The following is a 22,724-nucleotide window of genomic DNA, read 5'->3' as shown; positions in this document are numbered from 1 at the left end:
CTGCGTTCGCAGGGACTCGCTGTCTGATGGATCTGGAACGCCCATGCTTGAACTCGCTGCTGCCTTTATCTGCTTCACCTCCCTGCTCACCTACCTCAATTACCGCTTCGTCGGCCTGCCGCCGACCATCGGCGTCATGGTCATCGCCCTGATCTTTTCGGTCGGTCTGCAGAGTCTGTCCTGGCTGGGCTTTCCCGGTCTGGAACACCGCATCGGCGAACTCCTCGGGCAGATCGACTTCAACGATCTGCTGATGAACTGGATGCTCGGCTTCCTGCTGTTCGCCGGCGCCCTGCACGTCAATCTCAAGGACCTGCGCGACTACAAGTGGGCCATCGGCGGTCTGGCCACCCTCGGGGTGATCATCTCGACGGTGCTGATCGGCTATCTCAGCCACTGGATCTTCGGCTGGCTGGGCTGGCACGTCGACCTCCTCTACTGCCTGATCTTCGGCGCCCTGATCTCCCCGACCGACCCCATCGCCGTGCTCGGCATCCTGCGCTCGGCCGGGGCGCCCAAGTCGCTGGAGACCACCATCGTCGGCGAGGCGCTGTTCAATGACGGCGTGGCCGTGGTGGTCTATTCGGTGCTGCTGGGGGTGATCCAGCTGGGCGAGACGCCTACGGTCAACGCGGCGCTCTGGCTGTTTGTTGAGGAAGCCGGCGGCGGCATCCTGTTCGGCCTGCTGATCGGCTTCGTCTGCTACTGGCTGATGCTGAGCATCGAGCAGCACCAGATCGAGGTGATGCTATCCCTGGCCCTGGTGATCGGCGGCTCGACCCTGGCCAGCCACCTGCACGTCTCGGGTCCCATCGCCATGGTGGTGGCCGGTCTGATCATCGGCAACCTGGGCCGGACCAAGGCCATGAACGACTTCACCCGGCGCTACCTGGACGGCTTCTGGGAGTTGATCGACGAGATCCTCAACGCTCTGCTGTTCGCCCTGATCGGCATGGAGCTGCTGGTGTTGCCCTTCAGCTGGACCCACCTGGGCGCGGCGCTGCTGGTGACCCTGGCGATCCTCTTCGCCCGCTGGATCAGCGTGGCGCCGGTGGTGCTGCTCAGCCCGCACTGGCGCAACATGACCCGGGGCACGGCGCGCATCCTCACCTGGGGCGCGCTGCGCGGCGGTGTCTCGGTCGCCCTGGCGCTGAGTCTGCCGGCCGGTCCGGAGCGGGATCTGATCCTGGCTCTCACCTACATCGTGGTGCTGGTCTCCATCCTCGGCCAGGGCCTGACCATCGGCCGGGTGGTCAAGAGCGTCACCGGTGGCGCCCCGGTCGCGCGCGACGACCACCACTGACTCCAAAACGAGAGAACCCCGCCGTGGCGGGGTTCTCTGGGCAACAGCCGAGCGATCAGCGCGGCAGGTTGCGGCCGGAGAAGATCTCGCGCATCTCGTGCTTGAGACGCTGGGTGATCTGCTGACGCTGCTCGGACGAGAGGCTGCGGGAGGCGTCGCCGAACAGGTAGTTGTCCAGTTCGAATTCCTTGAGCAGCATCTTGGTGTGGAACAGGTTGTCCTGGTACACGTTCACGTCGGTCATCTGGTAGGCCGCGCGGGTGTCTTCGGACAGGTAGTTCTGGATCGAATTGATCTCGTGGTCGATGAAGTGCTTGCGCCCTTCGATGTCGCGGGTGAAGCCGCGCACCCGGTAGTCCACGGTGACGATGTCCGAGTCGAACTGGTGGATCAGGTAGTTCAGGGCCTTGAGCGGAGAGATCACGCCACAGGTGGAGACGTCGATATCGACGCGGAAGGTGGCGATGCCGTCGTCCGGATGGATCTCCGGATAGGTATGCACCGTGATATGGCTCTTGTCCAGGTGGCCGAGAATGGTCTCGCGCAGCGGACCGGGCGACTCCTCGATCTGGCTCTCGGTCGGCTCGACCGGTTGCTCGGAGATCAGGATGGTCACGCTGGCACCCTGGGGATCGTAATCCTGGCGGGCGATGTTGAGGATGTTGGCCCCGATGATGTCGACCACGTCGGTCAGGATCTGGGTCAGACGCTCGGCGTCGTATTCCTCGTCGATGTACTGGACATAGGCCTGTTGATCTTCCGACGTCTCGGCGTAGCAGATGTCGTAGATGTTGAAGCTCAAGGTCTTGGTCAGGTTATTGAAACCATGGAGCCTGAGTTTGCTTTTCACGGTGGTAAAGCTCCCGTCGTGCGGTCTCTGACCGCGGTCCTGAATGCCCGTCAGTTGCGGATTGCGCAAGCTGCGTAGGGCGGCGAACACCTCTTCGCGATGGCGATTGGCTGTGCTTTCGGGGCCCTTGCCCCTTAAGAGCGGCGCATTATGCAGATCGGCAGCGGTTGGGGCCAGAGTCTGCCGGGCCCAGGTGATGAATTGATGTCGGCAGGAGGGAGACGAGGCGGACAGCGACGCCCGGGCGGGCGTCGCGGGCGGGGGTCAGGCGAGGTCGACGAGTTCGTAGCTGTGGCTGATCTCGACGCCGGCGCGGCCGAGCATGATGGAGGCCGAGCAGTACTTTTCCGCCGACAGCTCGATGGCGCGCTTGACCTGGGCTTCCTTGAGGCCGCGGCCCTTGACCACGAACTTCAGGTGGATGCGGGTGAACACCTTGGGCTCGGTGTCGGCGCGGTCGGCCTCGAGGAAGGCCTCGCAGCTTTCCACCGGCTGCCGCGCCTTGCGCAGGATGCTGACCACGTCGTAGCTGGCGCAACCGCCCAGGCCGATCAGCACGGTTTCCATCGGCCGTACGCCGAGGTTGCGCCCGCCGCTTTCCGGCGGGCCATCCATGACCACCACATGGCCGCTGCCGGATTCACCGAGGAACATGGCCTCGCCTGCCCACTGGATGCGCGCTTTCATCGCTTTCGTCCTACTTATATATACAAATGGTGATCAGCTTAACATGCTGGATGGCGTAAACTGGTAAGCAGTGAAGGGTTATTCAGCTCGCATTTAAGCTGCGCATGTTCTTATCCGGTCTTTGAATTGGAACCGGCGCAGCCTGTGCATGCACCGGTTCGGACATCGGTGCCCCCGACTCAGGTTAGCTTTCAACCTCAGGAATCAGCATGGCCGCTATCATCCCACCCGCGAAGTTACAGCACATCGACAAGCTGCTAGCGCATTGCTCGCGTCGCCGTTACACGGCAAAAACCACCATCATCTACGCTGGCGACAACAGCGAAAGCCTGTTCTTCATCCTCAAGGGTTCGGTGACCATCCTCATCGAAGACGATGAAGGCCGCGAAATGATCATCGCCTATCTCAACGCCGGAGACTTCTTCGGCGAGATGGGGCTGTTCTCCAAGGAAGGCAGCGAGCCCGAGCGCAGCGCCTGGGTCCGCGCACGCACCGAGTGCGAAGTCGCCGAGATCAGCTACAGTCAGTTCCGCGAACTGAGTCAGCAGGATCCGGACATGCTGTTCTCCCTGGGTCGCCAGATGGCCGAGCGCCTGCGCCAGACCACCCGCAAGGTCGGCGACCTGGCCTTCCTCGACGTCACCGGTCGCGTGGCCCGCACCCTGCTCGACCTGTGCAAGCAGCCCGACGCCATGACCCACCCGGACGGCATGCAGATCAAGATCACCCGCCAGGAGATCGGCCGCATCGTCGGTTGCTCCCGCGAGATGGTCGGTCGGGTCCTGAAGTCCCTCGAAGAACAGGGTCTGGTCCACGTCAAGGGCAAGACCATGGTGGTGTTCGGCACCCGCTGAGCCCGTCCGCTAGCCCCTGCCTGCAGGCGGGGGCCACGCCCCCGCCCGTCCAGGGCTTCAGCTCTCGACCTTGCGCGACACCTTTTCCACCCGCACCGTGGCCTTCCCGTCGACGGTCTTCTCTTCGCTCCCCTTGGCCTTGGGCTCACCCACGACGAAGTGGAATTCTTCGCCGTGCTTGACCGCGCCATAGAGCACCGCCTTCTCGATCAGCTCGGTACCGCGCAGATGCCGCAGCATCAGCGGATCGCTGCGCAGATCGCGATAGAGCGCCAGGCACAGCAGCGCCATCACCACCACGAAGGGCAGCGAGACCACAATAGTCAGATTCTGCAGGCCGTTGAGCGCCGCGCCCGGATTGCCCGGGTCGCCGATGGCCAGCATGATCGCCGCCACCGCGCCGGTGAGGGCGCCCCAGAAGATCACCGTGCGCCGCGAGGGCTCGGTGGTACCGCGCTCGGACAGGGTCCCCATCACCAGGGAGGCGGCGTCGGCGCCGGAGACGAAGAAGATCGCCACCAGCACCATGACCAGCACCGAGGTCACCGAGACCCAGGGATAGCTGGCCAGCAGGTCGTAGAGGGCGAAGTTGCTGTTCACCGCGCCGTCGACCAGGGTGAAGGCGCCCTGGCGCATGGCATCGATGGCCGCGCCGCCAAAGATGACGAACCAGACCACGCTGACCAGACTCGGCACCAGCAGGACCCCGGTGACGAACTGGCGGATGGTGCGGCCGCGACTGATGCGGGCGATGAACATGCCGACGAAGGGTGTCCAGGAGATCCACCAGGCCCAGTAGAACACCGTCCAGCTGGACAGCCAGTTGCCCATGGCCTCGCCTCCACTGGCGCTGGTGCGCGCCATCATCTCCGGCAGCAGGTCGATGTAGTCGCCGATGGCGGTGGGCAGCAGGTTGAGCATCAGCAGGGTCGGACCGACGACGAAGACGAACACCGCCAGGGCCACCGCCAGCACCATGTTGGTGTTGGACAGCCACTGGATGCCCTTCTCGACCCCGGACACGGCGGAGATGACGAAGGCCACCGTCAGCACCGTGATGATGCTGATGTAGAGCATCTTTCCCGGTTGCTCGATCCAGCCGTTGTGCTCCAGGCCGCCGGCGATCTGCAGGGCGCCCAGGCCCAGGGAAGCGGCCGAGCCGAACAGGGTGGCGAAGATCGCCATCATGTCGATGACGCGGCCGAGGGGGCCGTTGGCGTGCTCGCCGATCAGCGGGCGGAAGGCCACCGAGATCAGCTGGCAGCGGCCGCGGCGATAGGTGCCATAGGCGATGGCCAGGCCGACCACGGCGTAGATGGCCCAGGGGTGCAGGGTCCAGTGGAACAGCGTGGTCGCCATGGCCACCTGCAGGGCGGCGCTGCTCTGTCCCGCGGCGCCGCCGGGTGGCGGATTGAGATAGTGCGACAGCGGCTCGGCGACGCCAAAGAACATCAGACCGATGCCCATGCCGGCGCTGAACATCATCGCCACCCAGGAGAGGGTGCGGAATTCCGGTTGCTCGTCGTCGCGCCCCAGGGGGATCCGCCCATAGCGACTGGCGGCCAGCCAGATGACGAAGACCACGAAGCCGGTGGAGGTAAGCACGAACAGCCAGCCGAAATGGGTGATCACCCAGCCCTGGGCGGTCGAGGCGCTGCTGGCCAGACTGGCCTGGCTGACGAAGCCCCAGATCACGAAGGCCAGCGCGGCGATGCTGGTGACGCCGAAGACCACCCAGTCGGTGGTGCCGGCGAGTCGCCGATCCCGTCGCGCCTCCTCGGTCCGGGAAGGATCGGTGACGCTGATATCAAGTGTTTCGCTTTTTTCTTCCGTTGCCATGGTTCTCGCATGCCCTGGTTATGGATGGCCTGGTGCGGCGGAGTCCTGGCTCGTCCTGCGACGGCCAGCCGCCTCCGCGACTCGCCACGGTGCAACGAGTCGGAGGCCATTAACCGGGTTTATCCCTACAGAAACAAAGCCCTGCGTCGGCAGCGGGCACACGGAGGTCGTTCCCGCCGCCCGGGGTGGGCGCGAGTCGACCTGGATCACCCTGTGGAAAGAAAAAGGCCCCGGGGTGGTCCCCGGGGCCTCGTGCGGACGACCTTGGTCTCAGGCGTCTCTGAGCGGGAAGCGGCGATCCGGGAAGAACAGACGCTGCAGCTCCTGGCCTGGTTCGTCGGCGCGCATGAAGGCTTCGCCGACCAGGAAGGCGCGCACCTCGTTGGTTTCCATCAGCTCCACGTCGGCGCGATTGAGAATGCCGCTCTCGGTGATCACCAGGCGATCCTGGGGGATGCGCGGCAAGAGATCGAGGGTGGCTTCCAGGCTGACCTCGAAGGTGTGCAGGTTGCGGTTGTTGACCCCCACAAGCGGGGTATCCAGCACCGTCAGGGCGCGTTCCAGCTCGGTGCCGTCATGCACCTCGACCAGCACGTCCAGACCGACGTCCTTGGCCGTGGCGGCCAGTTCGCCCATCAGGCCGTCGTCCAGCGCCGCGACGATCAGCAGGATGCAGTCGGCGCCGATGGCCCGGGCTTCCACCACCTGGATGGGATCGACGAGGAAGTCCTTGCGGATCACCGGCAGCTGGCAGGCGGCACGCGCCTGTTGCAGATAGGCGTTGCCACCCTGGAAGAAGTCCACGTCGGTGAGCACGCTCAGGCAGGTGGCCCCGCCCAGGGCGTAGCTGTGGGCGATCTCGGCCGGCACGAAGTGTTCACGGATCACGCCCTTGCTCGGCGAGGCCTTCTTCACCTCGGCGATGATCGCCGCTTCCTTGCGCGCCACCTGGGCCTGCAGGGCGCGGGCGAAGCCGCGCGGGGCGTCGGCGGCACGGGCCTGGGCCTCGAGTTCGGCCAGGCTGGTCCGGGCCTTGAGCTGGGCGATTTCCTCGGCCTTGCGGGCCAGGATCTTCTGCAACACGGTTGGCACACTCACGGGCGACCCTCCTCGCGATAGACGGATGTGAAATGGGCGAGCTCGTCCAGCTTTTCCCGGGCCAGGCCGCTGTAGAGCGCGTCGTGGGCCAAGAGTACCCCTTCATGCAGGCTGTGGGCGAGATCCGCGGCGTAGAGCGCCGCGCCGGCGTTGAGCACGATCATGTCGGCGGCCTTTTGCCCGGCTTCGGTCTTGCGCCGGCCGAGGGCATCGCGGATCAGCGCCAGGGAGGCCTCGGGGCCGTCCACGGTGAGGCCGACCAGGGTCTGGCTCTTGATGCCCAGATCCTCCGGCAGCACCTGGTATTCGCTGATGCTGCCGTCCTTGAGTTCGGCCACCTGGGTCGCCGCGGCCAGGCTGAATTCGTCCAGGCCGTCGCGGGAGTGCACCACCAGCACGTGGTGGCTGCCCAGGCGCTGCAGCACCTCGGCCAGCGGCCGGCACAGCGCGGCGCTGAACACCCCGACCACCTGGTGGCGCACGCCGGCCGGGTTGGTCAGAGGGCCGAGCATGTTGAACAGGGTGCGCAGCCCCAGGGAGCGACGCGGCCCGGCGGCGTGACGCATGGCGCTGTGGTGTGACTGGGCGAACATGAAGCCGACGCCCACCTGCTCGACGCAGCGAGCGATCTGCTCGGGCGTCAGCTCCAGGTAGATGCCCGCGGCCTCCAGCAGATCGGCGCTGCCGCTCTTGCCGGACACCGCGCGATTGCCGTGCTTGGCCACCTTGCCGCCGGCCGCCGCGACCACGAACACCGAGGCCGAGGAGACGTTGAAAATGTTGGCGCCATCGCCACCGGTGCCCACCACGTCGACCACGTGATCGAGGCTCGGCAGCACCACCGGGGTGGCCAGTTCGCGCATCACGCTGACCGCGCCACAGATCTCGTCGATGGTCTCGCTCTTGATGCGCATGCCCATGAGGAAGGCACCGATCTGCGCCTCGTCGGCGCCACCGGTCATGATCTGGCGCATCACCGCCTGCATCTCGGCCACATTGAGGTCGAGTTGTCCGCTGATGCGATTCAGGGCCTGCTTGATGTCCATCTAGCGCCGTCCTCCCTGCTGCTGGAGAAAGTTGGCCAGCAGGTCGTGCCCATGCTCGGTGAGGATGGACTCGGGGTGGAACTGCACCCCCTCGATCATGAACTCGCGGTGCCGCAGGCCCATGATCTCGTCCATGCTGCCGTCCGGATGCTGGGTCCAGGCGGTGATCTCCAGGCACTCGGGCAGGGTCTCGCGCTTGACCACCAGCGAGTGGTAGCGGGTCACGGTGAAGGGATTGGGCAGGCCGGCGAAGACGCCTTCGCCGTTGTGGTAGACCGGGCTGGTCTTGCCGTGCATCGGCTCGCGCGCCCGCACCACCTCGCCGCCAAAGGCCTGGCCCAGGCTCTGATGGCCCAGGCAGACGCCCAGCACCGGCAGCTTGCCGGCGAAGCGCTCCAGGGTGGCCAGGGAGATGCCCGCCTCGTTGGGCGTGCAGGGACCGGGGGAGACGACGATGCGCTCCGGCGCCAGGTCGTCCAGCGCCTCGACCGGCACCTCGTCGTTGCGCACCACCTTGACCTCGGCGCCCAGCTCGCCCAGGTACTGCACCAGGTTGTAGGTAAAGGAATCGTAGTTATCGAGCATCAGCAGCATGGTGGATTCCTCAGACGGACTGTTCGGCAAGGGTGACGGCGCGGAACATCGCGCGACGCTTGTTGAGGGTCTCTTCCCACTCCGCCGCCGGCTGGGAGTCGGCGACGATGCCGCCGCCCGCCTGCACGTGCAGTTCGCCGTCCTTGATCACCGCGGTGCGGATGGCGATGGCGGTGTCCATGTTGCCGTTCCAGGCCAGGTAACCCACGGCGCCGCCGTAGATGCCGCGCTTGACCGGTTCCAGTTCGTCGATGATCTCCATGGCGCGGATCTTCGGCGCCCCGGACAGGGTGCCGGCCGGCAGGATGGCGCGCAGGGCGTCCATGGCGGAGAGCTCGGGCTTGAGCCGGCCGGTGACGTTGCTGACGATGTGCATCACGTTGGAATAACGCTCGATGACCATCTTCTCGGTCAGGGTCACGCTGCCGGTGGTGGAGACCCGGCCCACGTCGTTGCGGCCCAGGTCGATCAGCATCAGGTGCTCAGCCAGCTCCTTGGCATCGGCCAGCAGGTCGCGCTCGAGCGCCAGATCGGCTTCTTCGGTGGCACCACGTGGACGGGTCCCGGCGATGGGGCGCACGGTGATCTCGCCGTCTTCCACCCGCACCAGAACCTCGGGCGAACTGCCCACCACATGGAAGTCGCCGAAGTTGAAGAAATACATGTAGGGCGTGGGGTTGAAGCAGCGCAGCGCCCGATAGAGGTCGATGGGCGCAGCCTGGAAATCGATGGTCATGCGCTGCGAGGGCACCACCTGCATGCAGTCGCCGGCCAGGATGTAGTCCTTGATCCGCTCCACGGCGTTTTCATAGTCGGCACGGCTGTAGCTGGAGCGGAAGGCCGGTTCGCTGCCGCTGCCTACCGCGGCGAAGTCCAGGCCCAGGCGCGGGGCGATGGGCTGGCGAATGCGCTCGCGCAGCGCCGCGAGTCGGGCCTGGCCCTGCTCATAGGCGTTCGGCTGGCTCGGATCGACGAGCACGATGCAGTGCAGCTTGCCGGCCAGGTTGTCGAAGACCACAACTTCGTCCGAGACCATCAGCAGGATGTCCGGGGTGCCCAGCGGATCGGGATTGGGACTGGCGCCCAGGCGCTTCTCGACATAGCGCACGCAGTCATAGCCGAAGTAGCCCACCAAGCCGCCATCGAACTTGGGCAGATTGGGCACCACCGGCACGCGATAGCGGGCCTTGAAGGCCTCGACGAAGGCCAGCGGATCCTCGACGGTGGCCGCCTCGAGCTCTCGCTCGCCCTCGTGCACCGTGACCTCGTACCCGCGGGCACGCAGCAGGGTCCGGCAGGGCAAGCCGATGATCGAATAGCGGCCCCATTTCTCACCGCCCTGCACCGACTCCAGCAGATAGGAGTTGGGCGCATCGGCCAGCTTGAGATAGAGGGACAGCGGGGTGTCGAAGTCGGCCAGGGTTTCGAAGGCCAGGGGAATGCGGTTATAGCCTTGAGCGGCCAGGCGCAGGAAGTCGTCGCGGGTCATGATCAGCCTCGTGGCGAGGAAAACGAAAGGTCGGGTGCACAGCGTGCCGGTCTGATACCGGCAGGGACGAAATCAGGCGCGCCAGCGCCAACGGGCCAGGGCCTTGATGACTTTCATCCATGCTCGCGAGGAGCCTGTGCGGGTGACCACCACGATGCGATCTCTTGCTCTTGGGGCGGGGGTTGAAGGGCCACGTTAGCCTAGCCGGCGCGGCATGGCAACCGGCCGGCCACCTCGGCGTGCTAGATGAACAGTTCGCGCAGATCGTCGACGACCAGATCCGGCTGCTCGCTGGCGATGGGCTCGCCATGGTTGTAGCCGTAGCTCAGGGCCACGCAGCGCACCCCGGCGGCCCGGGCGGCGCGGATGTCGTTGCGCGAATCGCCGATGAACAGGGCCTGGCCGGCCGCCACCCCCGCCTGCTGCATGACCCACAGCAAGCCCGCCGGATCGGGCTTCTGCTGCGGCAGGGTATCGCCGCCGACGATCCAGTCGAAGTCGCCCAGGCCCATGTCGGCCAAGAGCGGCGCGACGAAGCGCTCCGGCTTGTTGGTGATCACCGCCAGGCGCACGCCCAGGGTGCGCAGCAGCGCCAGGCTGTCCAGCACGCCGGGATAGACGCGGGTCAGGGCGTGACTGCCGCCATAGAGCGCCATGAACAGCGCCAGGGCCTCGTCGGCGGCGGCATCGTCCACCGCGTCATGCCGCATGTCATCCGCCAGTGCCCGGCGTACCAGTACCCGGGCGCCATTGCCGATCCACAGCCGCACCTTGTCCAGCCCCGCCGGCGCGCGGCCCAGGCGTTCGAGCATGGCATCCACCGCGGCGGCCAGGTCCGGCGCCGAATCCAGCAGGGTGCCGTCGAGGTCGAACATCACCAGGGCGGGCGGATGCCCGCCACCGAGGCGTACCAGGGCGCTCATACCGAGCGGGCCTTGGCCAGTTCGGCACGCATCGCCTGGATCACCGCGGCATAGTCGGGCTGGCCGAAGATGGCCGAGCCGGCGACGAAGGTGTCGGCCCCGGCGCGGGCGATCTCGCCGATGTTCTTGACGTTGACCCCGCCATCGATCTCCAGGCGGATCGGCCGACCCGAGGCGTCGATCAGGGCGCGCGCCTCGCGCAGCTTGTCGAGGGTGCCGGGAATGAATTTCTGGCCGCCGAAGCCGGGGTTGACGCTCATCATCAGCACCATGTCGATCTTGTCCATGACGTACTTCAGGGCATCCAGCGAGGTGGCCGGATTGAACACCAGGCCGGCCCGGCAACCGCCGTCCTTAATCAGCTGCAGCGAGCGATCGATGTGCTCGGAGGCCTCGGGGTGGAAGGTGATGTCGGTGGCGCCGGCCTCGATGAAATCGCCGATGATGCGATCCACCGGCTTGACCATCAGGTGCACGTCGATGGGCGCGGTCACCCCGTAGTTGCGCAGCGCCTTGCAGACCATCGGGCCGATGGTGAGATTGGGCACATAGTGGTTGTCCATCACGTCGAAATGGACCATGTCGGCACCGGCGGCGAGGACCTTGTCGACCTCCTCGCCCAGGCGGGCGAAATCGGCGGACAGGATCGAGGGGGCGATGGCGAAGGGTTGCATGGGATAGCCTCGGCGAAGGTTAAGTGGCGGCATTGTAACGGAGATCCGTCTGCGACTCGGGCGTTCCCGCTGCCCCGACGGGGCGAACGGCGGTAGGCTCGCCAGGGTCAACCGTCCCCCTGTCGAGGATTCCCGTCGATGTCGTCGCCCGCCCTGCTGCCGCTCTGCCTCCTCCTGCTCGGCCTTGCCGCCCCGGTGCTTGCCGAAGAAGCGCCCACCCCGGCACCGGAAACGCCGGCGGCGCCGGCCGCCGTGACCCCGGCGCTGGAGCGCAGCCAGGAGCAGCAGCAGGCGCTGATGCGGCAACTGCCCGCCGAGCAGCAGAAGACCCTGCAGGCCGGCGACGAATCCTTTCTCGCCCTGCTAGTGCCCGCCGCCCGGGCCAAGGCCGCCGGAACGGTAGTGCTGGTGCCGGGCGATGGCGAATCGGCCGACTGGCCCAATGTGGTGGCGCCCGTGCGCCAGCAGTTGCCCACCTTCGGCTGGCAGACCATCAGCCTGAGCCTGCCCGATCCCTATGACCCCGTGGTGGCGATCGAGCGGGACACCGCGCCGGCGGACACCGACGCCCAGGCCAACAGCGAGCAGGCGGCACCGCCGGTGACCGGCGGCAGCGGTACGGCGCCCGCCGCCCCGACCCAGGCCGAAGCCGGCAGCGGCGAACCGGCCCAGGCGGCGGTCGCACCGGTGGATCCCGAAGCCGCGGCCAATGCCCAGGCCACCCGGGTACTGGCGCGCATCGCCGCCGGCATCGACCTGGCGCTGCAACAGGGCGCCAGCCCCATCGTGCTGGTCGGTCACGGCACCGGCGCCTACTGGGCGGCGCGCTATCTGGCGGAAAAGGAACCGGCCGAGGTCAAGCAACTGGTGCTCATCGACGCCCGCGAACCCCAGGGCATGCCGCCGCGGCTGGACGCCACCATGGGCAAGACCGACCTGCAGATCGCCGACCTGGTGCACGCCCCCGGAGCGGCCGCCCAGCGGCGCAAGGAACGCGCGGCGCAAAAGGCCAACAAGGGCTATCGGCAGATCGATCTGCCGGTGATTCCCGGCGACCGGGCCGCCGAGCAGGAACAGACCGTCCGTCGCCTGCGCGCCTGGCTGGATCGGCTGCCACCGGCCGCTAGCGGAAGCCCCGCCGCGTCTTGATCACCTGGTAGGCGGCATGCAGCTCGGCGGTGCGCTGGGCAGCGGCATAGACCGCCGACTGGCCGGCCCCGGCGCCGGCCTTCTTGTCGGGGTGATGGCGCGAGAGCAGCCGCCGATAGGCCTGCTTGACCGTGGCGGCGTCGGCGTCATCGGTGACGCCGAGCAACTGCAGCGCCTTGCGATACTTCTCTTCGTTGCTGGGCTGGCGTGGCGCCGTCTGTACCGGCGGCTGCAAGGCAAGCACCTGGGCTTCGGCCAGGCCCATCGCCTGGCCCCAGCCGAGGATCTCGTCGCGATCGCCGGGGCGCACGCTGCCGCTGATCCAGACCATGCGCCAGCAGGCGCGCAGGATGCCTTCGCTGCGCTCGCTGAGGCGCTGCAGATCGGCCGTCGACGGCAGGGTGCCGCCCTTGCCCTGCTCGAAGGCGGCGATGGCCTTCTTGCGGTCGTCGGCGCCCAGGCCCAGACGCTCGATCTCGCCTTCGGCCTGGCGGATGTGGGCGGTCAGCACCCGCCCGCCGCGCTTGGCCAGCCGGCCGAGCATCTGGAATTGCGCCTGGTGCTCGAAGCGCCCGGGACGCCCCTGCCAGCGCGCCTTCCAGCCCGCCAGGGAGGTCAGTCCCAGTTGCCGCTCGCCGGCATGGGCGAGCAGCGCCACCAGCAGCGCACCGGGAATACTGGCCACCGCCCAGCCGGCCAGGAAGCCCAGCAGCGTCAGCGGCCAGAACCAGATCTTCAAGAAGCCGCCTCGAACAGCCGCTCCGCTTCCGCCAGCCGCTCCAGGGTGCCGACGTCCACCCAGCGACCGTCCAGTCGCTGGCCCGAGACCTGCCCGGCGGCAATGGCCGGCCGCAGCACGTCCACCAGCTTGAAGGCCCCGGCCGTGCAACCGGCGAACAGTTGCGGATGGAGCACGGCGATGCCGCTGTAGGTGAGCTTCTCCGGGGCGTCCAGGGTGATCCGCCCGTCCACCAGGCCGAAGTCGCCGCTCGGGTGATGCAGCGGATTGTCGACCAGCACCAGGTGCGCCAGGCAACCGGCCGGCAGGGCCAGAGTGCCAAAGGCGAAGTCGGTACGGATGTCGCCGTTGACCAGCACGAAAGGCGCGCTGCCCAGCAGCGGCAGCGCGCGAAAGATGCCGCCCCCGGTTTCCAGCGGCTCACCCTCGGGGGAGAAGCGGATGGCGACCCCCAGCGGACTGCCATCGCCCAGGGCGGCTTCCAGCTGGGCGCCCAGCCAGGCGTGATTGATCACCAGCTCGGTGATGCCCGCCGCCGCCAGGGCCCGGATGTGGTGCTCGATCAGCGGCCGGCCGTTCACCTCGATCAGCGGCTTGGGCAGGCTCAGCGTCAGGGGTCGCATCCGCTCGCCCTTGCCCGCCGCCAGGATCATGGCCTTCATGCCTCGGCCCGCTCGGCATGCAGCTCGTCGAGCAAGGCGCCGAGGTCGGCCAGCTCGGGGCGGCGTGCCACCACGGTACGGATATAGGCGAGAAAGCGCGGGGTGTCGGCGACATAGCGCGGCTTGCCGTCGCGGTGCCAGATGCGGGCGAAGATGCCCATCACCTTGAGATGGCGCTGCACGCCCATCAGATCCGAGGCCCGCTGGAAATCGGCGAACTCGGCCTGCACCGGAATGCCGGCGGCGCGGGCCTGCTCCCAGTAGCCCAGCAGCCAGCGCTGCACCAGCGGCTCCGGCCAGCTGAGGAAGGCGTCCTTGAACAGGCTGGTGATGTCATAGGTCACCGGGCCGATGACCGCATCCTGGAAGTCCAGCACCCCCGGATTGGGCGTGCTGAGCATCAGGTTGCGCGGCATGAAGTCCCGATGGACCTGCACCTGGGGTTGCGCCAGGGCGCTGTCGATCAGCACCTCGCAGATGGCATGCCAGCGCTCGAGCTGGCTGGCGCTCAAGGTCGTGTCCAGCTCGCGGCCCACGTACCACTCCGGAAACAGACTCAACTCGCGGGCGAGCAGAGCCCTGTCGTAGAGCGGCAGGCTGCCGTTCGTCGGCTGCTTGCCCTGAAAAGCCAGCAAGGCGTTGATGGCCGCCTGGAAATAATCGTCGGCATTGGCCGCATTGATCACCTCCAGGTAGGTCAGGGTGCCGAGGTCGCTCAGCAGCAGGAATCCCCGCTCCAGATCCTGGGCCAGGATGCGCGGCACATGGACCCCGGCGGCGGCCAGCAGCGCGGCCACCTGGACGAACGGACGGCAGTCCTCCTGCGGTGGCGGCGCATCCATCACGATCAGGCTGCGGCCCTCGCCCGCCCAGCGGAAATAACGGCGAAAGCTGGCATCGCTGCTGGCCGCGGTCAGGCTGCCCACGGGCACCTCACCCCAGGCCTGCTCCCGGAAAATTTCCGGTAGAACGGTGGTCAGCCAGTCTTCTATCTGGTTTAAGCGAACATCTTCAGTCATTTACAGCGGATCCCCCGGCCCTAGCCGATGCGCAGGTCATGTTTTATTATCCGCTATCTTTTTGAGCCCATCGAGAGGCCGCGGCCCCTTAATGGCCGGCGTGCAGGACGACTTTAAGGATGGCCGTGAAAACCCCCGCGTTTCGCAGAAAATTCCCCCTCTTGGTAACCGGCAGCCTGCTCGCCATGCAGCCCGTCACCGCCCTTATCGCCGCACCCGCCGAGCAGTTCAGCTGCAGTGCCGGCGCCGGTGGTGGCTGGTCGTGCAACACCCAGGCACCGACCGCGGCCATCCCGCCCCGTCCCAGCAAGGGCGAGACCCAGGGCGTCGCCGCCGAGCCGGCCGCCCGCAAGGGCGACAATGCCGTGCTGGTGACCGAGAGCAAGGGTCGTGCCCTCAAGTCCCGCAGCGCCGACTACAGTCACCTGGACTGGGTCCCGCGCGATCAGCTGACCCCGGCCCAGCTGGCCGAGACCGGCCCCTACTGCAGTGGCGCCTATGTCGAGCCGCAGCGCCCGGGCATGTACGACGACACCCCGACGTCCAAGGCCCCGACCTACGTCTCGGCCAAGGCCTCGCGCTACGAGCAGGAGCAGCAGGTCGCCACCCTGGCCGGCGACGTGGTACTGCGGCAGGGCGGCATGCAGGTGGAATCCCAGGAAGCCAACCTGCACCAGCTGGAGAATCGCGGCGAGCTCAAGGGCAACGTCAAATTCCGCGACAATGGCCTGCTGATGGTCGGCGACAAGGCCGATCTGCAGCTGGACAACGGCCAGGTCCAGGTCGACAACGCCGAATTCGTCATGCACCAGAGCCGCGCCCGCGGCAGCGCGCTCTATGCCAAGCGTGGCGACGACGCCATCATCCGCCTCAAGGATGGCACCTACACCACCTGCGAACCGGGCAGCAACGCCTGGCAGGTCAAGGGCAACACCGTGACCCTGAACCCGGCCACCGGCCTGGGTTATGCGACCAACGCGACGCTACGGGTCAAGGACATTCCGGTCCTCTATACGCCCTTCATCTACTTCCCGATCGACGACCGTCGGCAGTCCGGCTTCCTGGCGCCCTCGATCAGCACCTCCAGCGACACCGGCTTCGCGATCACCACGCCCTACTACTTCAACCTGGCGCCCAACTATGACGCCACCCTCTATCCGCGCTACATGGCCAAGCATGGCCTGCAGACCGAGGGTGACTTCCGCTACCTGACCCGCAGCAGCGAAGGCGAGGTCTACGGTTCCTACCTCAAGGACACCGATCCGGAGCACGAGGGCGAACCGGAAGCCACCGACAACCGCTGGCTGTACGGCTGGAAGAACCGCAGCGGCCTGGATTCGCGCCTGATGGCCGAGGTCGACTACACCCGCATCAGCGATCCCTACTACTTCCAGGACCTGGACACCGACCTCGGCATCAACAAGCCGACCTACGTCAACCAGCAGGGCCGCCTGACCTACCGTGGCGACACCTTTGTCGCCGGCCTCAACGCCCAGGCCTACCAGTTGGCCACGGTCTCCGACGTGACGCCCTACAACCGCCTGCCGCAGCTGACCCTGACCGGCGCCCTGCCCTACAACCCGGGCGGCCTGGACTTCACCTACGACACCGAGGCGGTGCGCTTCACCCGCAGCTTCGACGACAACACCTACTTCGACCTGGACGACAACGGCAATCGCACCAACGTGCGCAACCGCCCGGACGTCAATCTCTTCGGCCTGACCCGCGCCGAAGGCAATCGCTACCATGTCGAGCCGGGCATCGCCCGCCCGATGACCGCGTCCTGGGGCTTCCTGACGCCGTCGGTGCGCTATGCCTACACGCGCTACGACCTCGACCTGGACAGCACCGGTCAGAACGACCTGAATTCGCCGCTGGTCGGCGGTGGTCGTCGCGCCTCGGCCGGTTCCAGCGTGACCAGCTTCAACGACAGCCCGACCCGTTCGGTGCCGATCTTCAGTCTCGACAGCGGCCTCTACTTCGACCGCACCTCGAATCTGTTCGGCGAAGGCGGCAAGCAGACCCTGGAACCCCGCGCCAAGTACCTCTATGTACCCTATCGCGACCAGGACGATCTGCCAGTGTTCGATACCGGCGAATACACCTTCAGCTACAGCTCGCTGTGGCGCGACAACCGCTTCACCGGTCGCGACCGCATCGGCGACGCCAACCAGCTGGCCCTGGGTGCCACCAGCCGCTTCATCGAGCCCAACGGCTTCGAGCGCGCCAACGTCAGCTTCGGCCAGCTGTTCTACTTCCGCGACCGCGATGTCCAGCTGCCCGGCCTGACCAAGGACGACCTGGCCTATGCCCGCAGCCTGGGTCAGAACATCGACAATCCCCAGGCCACCACCTCGCGTTCGCCCTATGCCCTGGCTGGCATGTATCGCTTCAACCGCGACTGGCGCGTGAACGGCGAATTCAACTGGGATCCGACCCTGCACCAGACCGACTCCGGCAGCGTCATGTTCCACTACCAGCCGGAAGCCGAGCCGGGCAAGATCCTCAACGTCGGCTATCGCTATCGTGACAACGTCCGGGTGTTCGATCCGAACTTCGGCCGCTTCACCTACAACAGCGACGACTACAAGGTCGACCAGCACGACATCTCCTTCATCTGGCCGATCGTGCCCCAGTGGTCCGCCATCGCCCGCTGGCAGTTCGACTACAACAAGAGCCGTACCCTAGAAGCCTTCGGTGGCTTCGAGTACGACAACTGCTGCTGGAAGCTGCGCCTGATCAGCCGCTACTGGCTCAAGAGCGAAGACGACGTCTTCTACACCGCCCAGAGCTCCGAAGCCGATCGCGGGATCTTCCTGCAGATCGTGCTCAAGGGACTCGGCAACGTCTTCGGCGGCAAGACCGAAGGCTTCCTGGACAGAGGCATTCAAGGCTATCGTGAACGTGAAGACCAAGCTATGTAACGCCCTGCGCCCGCTCGCCCTGGGCGCGGCGCTCGCCCTCACCCCCCTGGCTCAGGCTGCCGTGGTACCGCTGGACAAGGTCGTGGCCATCGTCGACAACGACGTGGTCATGCAGAGCCAGCTCGATCAGCGACTCAACGAGGTCAAGCAGAACATCACCCGCCGCGGCGCCGCGGCGCCGCCGGAAAGCGAATTGCGCCAGCAGGTGCTCGAGCGGCTGATCCTGGAAGACATCCAGATGCAGCTGGCCGGCCGCATGGGCGTGAAGATCTCCGACGAGGAACTCAATCAGGCCGTCGCCACCATCGCCCAGCGCAATGGCCTGAGCGTGGCCGAATTCCGTCAGGCCCTGGCCCGCGACGGTCTCTCCTACGATGCCGCGCGCGAGCAGGTCCGTCGCGAGATGATGATCAGCCGGGTGCGCCAGCGCCAGGTCGGTCAGCGCGTGCAGGTCACCCAGCAGGAGGTGCAGAACTTCCTCGCCTCGGACCTGGGCAAGCTGCAGCTGTCCGAAGAATACCGGCTGGCCAACATCCTGATCCCGGTGGCCGACAACGCCGGCAATGCCGGTCTCGACGCCGCCGCGCGCCAGGCCCAGGACACCTACAACCAGCTGCGTCAGGGCGCCGACTTCAACCAGCTGGCCATCGCCCGCTCGGCCGGGGACAACGCCCTCGACGGCGGCGAGATCGGCTGGCGCAAGGCTGCCCAGCTGCCCCCGCCCTTCGACCGCCTGATCGGCAGTGTCGGCGTCGGTGGCATCACCCAGCCCGTGCGCGTACCTGGCGGCTTCGTGATCCTCAAGGTGGAAGAGAAGCGCGGAGGCGAGGCCAGCATCGTCGACGAGGTGCACGTCCGGCACATCCTGCTCAAGCCCAATGCCGTGCGCAGCGATGCCGAGACCCAGCGTCTGGCCGCGCGCCTGCGCGAGCGCATCCAGAACGGCGAGAGCTTCGCCACCCTGGCCAAGAGCTTCTCGGAAGATCCGGGCTCGGCGCTCAATGGCGGCGACCTGGGCTGGATCAATCCGGAATCCCTGGTCCCGGAATTCCGCGAGGTCATGAACAACTCGCCGGTCAACCAGCTGTCGCAGCCGTTCCGCACCGCCTTCGGCTGGCACATCCTGGAAGTCCTGGGTCGTCGGGCCACCGACAATACCCAGCAGGCCCGCGAGCAGCAGGCGTTGAATCTCCTGCGTAGCCGCAAGTACGACCAGGAGCTGCAGACCTGGTTGCGGCAGATCCGCGACGAAGCCTACGTCGAGATCAAGCAGTAACCCCGAGGCCGCAGGCACCCCTGCGGCCTTCTTGTTTCCGGAGCCCGCCATGGCCCTGCGCTTCGCCCTGACCCCCGGTGAGCCCGCCGGTATCGGTCCCGACCTTTGTCTGCTGCTGGCCCGCGTGGCCCAGCCCCACGTCCTGATCGCCATCGCCAGCCGCGACCTCCTGGCCGCCCGCGCGCTCGAACTGGGACTCGCCATCGAGCTCATCAAGGTCGCCCCCGCGGCCTGGCCCGACCGCCCGGCACCCGCCGGTGCCCTCTATGTCTGGGACACCCCGCTGGGTGCGCCGGTGGTGACCGGCCAGCTCGACACCGCCAACGCCGCCTATGTCCTGGACACCCTGACGCGCGCCGGCCAGGGCTGCCTCGACGGCACCTTCGCCGGCATGATCACCGCGCCCGTGCACAAGGGCGTGATCAACGACGGGGGCGTGGCCTTTTCCGGCCATACCGAATTCCTCGCCGAACTGACCCACACCCCGCAGGTGGTGATGCTGCTGGCGACCGCCGGCCTGAGAGTGGCCCTGGTCACCACCCACCTGCCGCTGCGCGAAGTGGCCGATGCCATCGACCACCAGACGCTGCTGGACGTGACCCGCATCCTGCATGGCGATCTGCAGCGCTATTTCGGCGTGGCCCGGCCGCGCATCCTGGTCTGCGGTCTCAATCCCCATGCCGGCGAGGGCGGTCATCTGGGCCGGGAAGAGATCGAGATCATCGAGCCGGCGCTGGACAGCCTGCGCGCCGAAGGCCTTGATCTCGTCGGACCGCTGCCCGCCGACACCCTCTTCACCCCCAAGCACCTCGAGCACTGCGATGCCGTCCTGGCCATGTACCACGACCAGGGCCTGCCGGTGCTCAAGCACAAGGGTTTCGGCGCGGCGGTCAACGTGACCCTGGGCCTGCCGATCATCCGCACCTCGGTCGACCATGGCACCGCCCTCGATCTGGCCGGCAGCGGACGCATCGACACCGGCAGTCTGAAGGTGGCCCTGGAGACCGCCTACAGCATGGCGGCCCATCGCCGTTCGGTGACCTGAGCGCTCCGGTGACGGCCAAGGGTCTGCTAAACTGGTGGGTCTTTGCCGTCTTGAAATCGCAGGCCCGCTGCCTGCGCCGGAGCACCTGATGACCGAGCTCTACCAACACCGCGCCCGCAAGAGGTTCGGCCAGAATTTCCTGCACGACGCCGGGGTGATCCATCGCATCCTGCGCGCCATCCACGGGCGACCCGGCGAGCGCCTGCTGGAAATCGGCCCGGGGCAGGGCGCCCTGACCGAGGGCCTGCTCGGCAGCGGTGCCCGGCTCGACGTCATCGAGCTGGACCAGGACCTGATTCCCCTGCTCCGACTCAAGTTCGGCCTCAATCCGCTGTTCACCCTGCACCAGGGTGACGCCATGAAATACGACCTCTCCAGCATCGCCGCCGGCGATCGACTGCGGGTGGTGGGCAATCTGCCCTACAACACCTCCACGCCGCTGATCTTCCACCTGCTCAGCTTCGCCGACATCATCGCCGACATGCACTTCATGCTGCAGAAGGAAGTGGTGGAACGCCTGGCCGCGGTGCCGGGCAATGGCGACTGGGGCCGGTTGTCGATCATGGTGCAATACCACTGCCGCGTGGAGCACCTGTTCAATGTCGGCCCGGGCGCCTTCAATCCGCCGCCCAAGGTGGATTCGGCCATCGTGCGCCTGGTGCCCCATACCGAGCGGCCCCACGTGGCCCGCGATCCGGTCCTGCTCGAGCGCGTCGTCCGCGAGGCCTTCGGCCAGCGCCGCAAGACCCTCAGGAACACCCTCAAGGGCACCCTGGACAGCGCCGCCATCGAGGCCGCCGACGTCGATCCGGGGCTGCGCCCCGAGCAGCTGGACCTGGCCGCCTATGTGCGCCTGGCCAACCAGCTGGCGTCCAGCTGAAGCCTTTCCACCCGCCTCCGCAGAGAATTCTCCCGTGACCGAGCCCGATCCGCGCTATCTCATCACCGTGCAGGTCACCACCCGCTACCTGCCCGAGCAATCCAGTGCCAGCCAGGAGCGCTACGCCTTCGCCTACGACGTGAGCATCCGCAACGACGGCCAGCTGCCGGCGCAGCTGCTCAGCCGCCACTGGATCATCACCGATGGCAATGGCGAGGCGCAGGAAGTGCGCGGGTCGGGCGTGGTGGGCGAGCAGCCGCTGATCGCCCCGGGCGCAACCCACAGCTACTCCAGCGGCACCCTGATGCCGACCCAGGTCGGCAGCATGAGGGGCAGCTACCAGATGGTCGCCAGCGATGGCCATCTCTTCGAAGCCGCCATCCCCACCTTCCGCCTGGCCGTACCCGGCTCGCTGCACTAGGAGTCCCGATGACGCTGTACGCCGTTGGCGATCTGCAAGGTTGCCTCGACCCGCTCAAATGCCTCCTCGACGAGGTCCGCTTCGATCCTGCGCAGGACCGTCTCTGGCTGGTAGGGGATCTGGTCAACCGCGGACCTCAGTCCCTGGAAACCCTGAGATACCTGTACGCGATGCGCGATTCGCTGGTCAGCGTCCTGGGCAACCACGACCTGCACCTGCTGGCGGTGGCCCTGGGCGGCGCCCGGCTGAAGAAACAGGACACCCTGAGCGACATCCTCGCCGCCCCCGATCGCGACGAATTGCTGCACTGGCTGCGCCACCTGCCGCTGATCCAGCACGATGCCGCGCGCAATTGCGTGCTGGTCCATGCCGGCCTGCCGCCGCAGTGGACCCTGGACCAGGCCATCAGCCTGGCCGGCGAAGTGGAAGCCGTGCTGCGCGATGACCAGGCCCACGTGCCCTTTCTCGAGCAGATGTATGGCAACGAGCCGGCGCTCTGGCAAGATGATCTCCAAGGCCAGGAACGCCTGCGCCTGATCACCAACTACCTGACGCGCATGAGATTCTGCAGCCCCGAAGGTCGTCTGGAATTCAAGAGCAAGGAAGGCCTGGACAGCGCACCGGCCGGCTTCGCCCCCTGGTTCAGCCATGAGCACCGGCTGACCCGCGACGTGCGCATCCTGTTCGGCCACTGGGCCGCGCTCAAGGGTCGCTGCGCGGCGCCCAATGTCGAGGCCCTCGACAGCGGCTGCGTCTGGGGCGGCGACATGACCCTGCTCGACGTCGACGGCAATCGCCGTCATCTCTGCAGTTGCAAGGAGAAGAAATGAGCGAATTCACCTGTATCTCCCCCGAGCGGGCCCTGGAGCTGCGCAGCCAGGGCGCCCAGATCGTCGACATCCGCGATCCGCACAGCTACGCCTCCCTGCACGTCGCCGGGGCGCAGCGGCTCGACAACCAGAACATCCACGACTTCATCGCCGCCGCCGATCTGGACGCGCCGCTGCTGGTGTTCTGCTACCACGGCCACTCCAGCCAGAGTGCGGCCGCCTTCCTCGCCGGCCAGGGCTTCAGCCAGGTCTACAGCGTCGACGGCGGCTTCGAAGACTGGCGCTCCCGCTATCCCGACGAGACCGCCAGCGGCCAGGCCTGAGCGGGCCTCTAGCACAGCCGATTGACGCTGTCGTTACAAGAATAAACCGAATTGGCTCTTCCACATCTCGCAGATAGGACTATTCTGGAATCAGGCCCT

Annotated in this window: 22 protein-coding genes; 10 read left to right on the top strand and 12 right to left on the bottom strand. The window is 66.9% G+C overall.

The window, feature by feature from the left end; genetic code table 11:
* Positions 1 to 43 precede the first annotated feature (43 nt).
* Positions 44 to 1,303, top strand: a complete 1,260-nt coding sequence (locus OXS31_RS02505) for a sodium:proton antiporter (protein WP_027597531.1) — start codon at positions 44 to 46, stop codon at positions 1,301 to 1,303.
* Positions 1,304 to 1,358: 55 nt separating this feature from the next.
* Here OXS31_RS02505 and speD read toward each other — a convergent pair whose 3' ends face one another.
* Entirely contained in the window at positions 1,359 to 2,153 is a 795-nt protein-coding gene (speD, locus tag OXS31_RS02500; protein WP_007159721.1) for an adenosylmethionine decarboxylase, read from the bottom strand.
* Between the two features lie 264 nt (positions 2,154 to 2,417).
* Positions 2,418 to 2,840, bottom strand: a complete 423-nt coding sequence (locus OXS31_RS02495) for an OsmC family protein (protein ID WP_007159722.1) — start codon at positions 2,838 to 2,840, stop codon at positions 2,418 to 2,420.
* 209 nt (positions 2,841 to 3,049) lie between these two features.
* Here OXS31_RS02495 and crp point away from each other — a divergent pair, with 209 nt between their 5' ends.
* Positions 3,050 to 3,694, top strand: a complete 645-nt coding sequence (gene crp / locus OXS31_RS02490; protein ID WP_027597530.1) for a cAMP-activated global transcriptional regulator CRP — start codon at positions 3,050 to 3,052, stop codon at positions 3,692 to 3,694.
* A 57-nt stretch (positions 3,695 to 3,751) separates the two neighbouring features.
* On the opposite strand, the gene OXS31_RS02485 is transcribed toward crp, so the two are convergent.
* The 7 genes from OXS31_RS02485 to rpe all read right to left on the bottom strand — a co-directional run bounded on the left by OXS31_RS02485 (position 3,752) and on the right by rpe (position 11,357).
* Complete coding sequence (locus tag OXS31_RS02485; RefSeq protein WP_042138315.1) at positions 3,752 to 5,533, bottom strand: BCCT family transporter; 1,782 nt, start codon at positions 5,531 to 5,533, stop codon at positions 3,752 to 3,754.
* Positions 5,534 to 5,803: 270 nt separating this feature from the next.
* A complete protein-coding gene (trpC, locus tag OXS31_RS02480; RefSeq protein ID WP_267397838.1) occupies positions 5,804 to 6,631 on the bottom strand; it encodes an indole-3-glycerol phosphate synthase TrpC in 828 nt (275 codons plus the stop codon).
* The gene (gene trpD, locus OXS31_RS02475; protein WP_027600737.1) at positions 6,628 to 7,677 is read right to left on the bottom strand and encodes an anthranilate phosphoribosyltransferase; all 1,050 of its coding nucleotides are present in this window, start codon (positions 7,675 to 7,677) and stop codon (positions 6,628 to 6,630) included. Before trpD ends, trpC begins: the two co-directional genes overlap by 4 nt.
* Positions 7,678 to 8,271 (bottom strand): aminodeoxychorismate/anthranilate synthase component II, encoded by a 594-nt coding sequence (locus OXS31_RS02470; protein WP_027597527.1) that lies wholly within the window; start codon positions 8,269 to 8,271, stop codon positions 7,678 to 7,680.
* A gap of 10 nt (positions 8,272 to 8,281) precedes the next feature.
* Positions 8,282 to 9,760: an anthranilate synthase component I gene (gene trpE, locus OXS31_RS02465; RefSeq protein ID WP_027600736.1), complete on the bottom strand. Its 1,479-nt coding sequence runs from the start codon at positions 9,758 to 9,760 to the stop codon at positions 8,282 to 8,284.
* A 242-nt stretch (positions 9,761 to 10,002) separates the two neighbouring features.
* The gene (locus OXS31_RS02460; RefSeq protein WP_027597525.1) at positions 10,003 to 10,683 is read right to left on the bottom strand and encodes a phosphoglycolate phosphatase; all 681 of its coding nucleotides are present in this window, start codon (positions 10,681 to 10,683) and stop codon (positions 10,003 to 10,005) included.
* Positions 10,680 to 11,357, bottom strand: coding sequence for a ribulose-phosphate 3-epimerase (rpe, locus tag OXS31_RS02455; protein WP_267397837.1), 678 nt, complete (start codon positions 11,355 to 11,357; stop codon positions 10,680 to 10,682). The genes OXS31_RS02460 and rpe overlap by 4 nt, the downstream gene beginning before the upstream one ends.
* A gap of 138 nt (positions 11,358 to 11,495) precedes the next feature.
* On the opposite strand from rpe, the gene OXS31_RS02450 reads away from it, so the two are divergent.
* Positions 11,496 to 12,506 carry a DUF3530 family protein gene (locus OXS31_RS02450; RefSeq protein WP_144954299.1) on the top strand — a complete coding sequence of 337 codons (1,011 nt, stop codon included), beginning with the start codon at positions 11,496 to 11,498 and terminating at the stop codon, positions 12,504 to 12,506.
* Here OXS31_RS02450 and OXS31_RS02445 read toward each other — a convergent pair.
* From OXS31_RS02445 to OXS31_RS02435, 3 genes are read right to left on the bottom strand one after another with little or no spacing between them, the layout of a single operon-like run.
* Positions 12,481 to 13,245 carry a DnaJ domain-containing protein gene (locus OXS31_RS02445; RefSeq protein WP_027600733.1) on the bottom strand — a complete coding sequence of 255 codons (765 nt, stop codon included), beginning with the start codon at positions 13,243 to 13,245 and terminating at the stop codon, positions 12,481 to 12,483. The genes OXS31_RS02450 and OXS31_RS02445 overlap by 26 nt on opposite strands.
* Positions 13,242 to 13,907 (bottom strand): N-acetylmuramate alpha-1-phosphate uridylyltransferase MurU, encoded by a 666-nt coding sequence (murU, locus tag OXS31_RS02440; RefSeq protein WP_144954303.1) that lies wholly within the window; start codon positions 13,905 to 13,907, stop codon positions 13,242 to 13,244. The genes OXS31_RS02445 and murU overlap by 4 nt, the downstream gene beginning before the upstream one ends.
* Positions 13,904 to 14,926, bottom strand: coding sequence for a phosphotransferase (locus tag OXS31_RS02435; protein WP_144954306.1), 1,023 nt, complete (start codon positions 14,924 to 14,926; stop codon positions 13,904 to 13,906). The genes murU and OXS31_RS02435 overlap by 4 nt, the downstream gene beginning before the upstream one ends.
* A gap of 119 nt (positions 14,927 to 15,045) precedes the next feature.
* Between OXS31_RS02435 and OXS31_RS02430 the strand changes: the two genes are divergently transcribed.
* The 7 genes from OXS31_RS02430 to glpE all read left to right on the top strand — a co-directional run bounded on the left by OXS31_RS02430 (position 15,046) and on the right by glpE (position 22,625).
* Complete coding sequence (locus tag OXS31_RS02430) at positions 15,046 to 17,850, top strand: LPS-assembly protein LptD (protein ID WP_144954309.1); 2,805 nt, start codon at positions 15,046 to 15,048, stop codon at positions 17,848 to 17,850.
* On the top strand, positions 17,831 to 19,126 hold the full coding sequence (locus OXS31_RS02425) for a peptidylprolyl isomerase (RefSeq protein ID WP_027597518.1): 1,296 nt from the start codon (positions 17,831 to 17,833) through the stop codon (positions 19,124 to 19,126). The genes OXS31_RS02430 and OXS31_RS02425 overlap by 20 nt, the downstream gene beginning before the upstream one ends.
* A 49-nt stretch (positions 19,127 to 19,175) precedes the next feature.
* On the top strand, positions 19,176 to 20,171 hold the full coding sequence (gene pdxA, locus OXS31_RS02420) for a 4-hydroxythreonine-4-phosphate dehydrogenase PdxA (protein WP_144954312.1): 996 nt from the start codon (positions 19,176 to 19,178) through the stop codon (positions 20,169 to 20,171).
* Between the two features lie 88 nt (positions 20,172 to 20,259).
* Positions 20,260 to 21,051 (top strand): 16S rRNA (adenine(1518)-N(6)/adenine(1519)-N(6))-dimethyltransferase RsmA, encoded by a 792-nt coding sequence (gene rsmA / locus OXS31_RS02415; RefSeq protein ID WP_267397836.1) that lies wholly within the window; start codon positions 20,260 to 20,262, stop codon positions 21,049 to 21,051.
* A gap of 34 nt (positions 21,052 to 21,085) precedes the next feature.
* Positions 21,086 to 21,472 carry a Co2+/Mg2+ efflux protein ApaG gene (gene apaG, locus OXS31_RS02410; RefSeq protein WP_267397835.1) on the top strand — a complete coding sequence of 129 codons (387 nt, stop codon included), beginning with the start codon at positions 21,086 to 21,088 and terminating at the stop codon, positions 21,470 to 21,472.
* A gap of 8 nt (positions 21,473 to 21,480) precedes the next feature.
* Positions 21,481 to 22,302, top strand: a complete 822-nt coding sequence (locus OXS31_RS02405) for a symmetrical bis(5'-nucleosyl)-tetraphosphatase (protein WP_144954315.1) — start codon at positions 21,481 to 21,483, stop codon at positions 22,300 to 22,302.
* Entirely contained in the window at positions 22,299 to 22,625 is a 327-nt protein-coding gene (gene glpE, locus OXS31_RS02400; RefSeq protein ID WP_144954318.1) for a thiosulfate sulfurtransferase GlpE, read from the top strand. The genes OXS31_RS02405 and glpE overlap by 4 nt, the downstream gene beginning before the upstream one ends.
* The last annotated feature ends 99 nt before the right edge of the window (positions 22,626 to 22,724 follow it).

The organism is Pseudomonas sp. GM_Psu_1, assembly GCF_026544185.1.
GTDB lineage: Bacteria > Pseudomonadota > Gammaproteobacteria > Pseudomonadales > Pseudomonadaceae > Chryseomonas > Chryseomonas oryzihabitans.
Note: the sequence above shows the minus strand (reverse complement) of the source record. Positions and strands in the feature narration are given on the sequence as shown.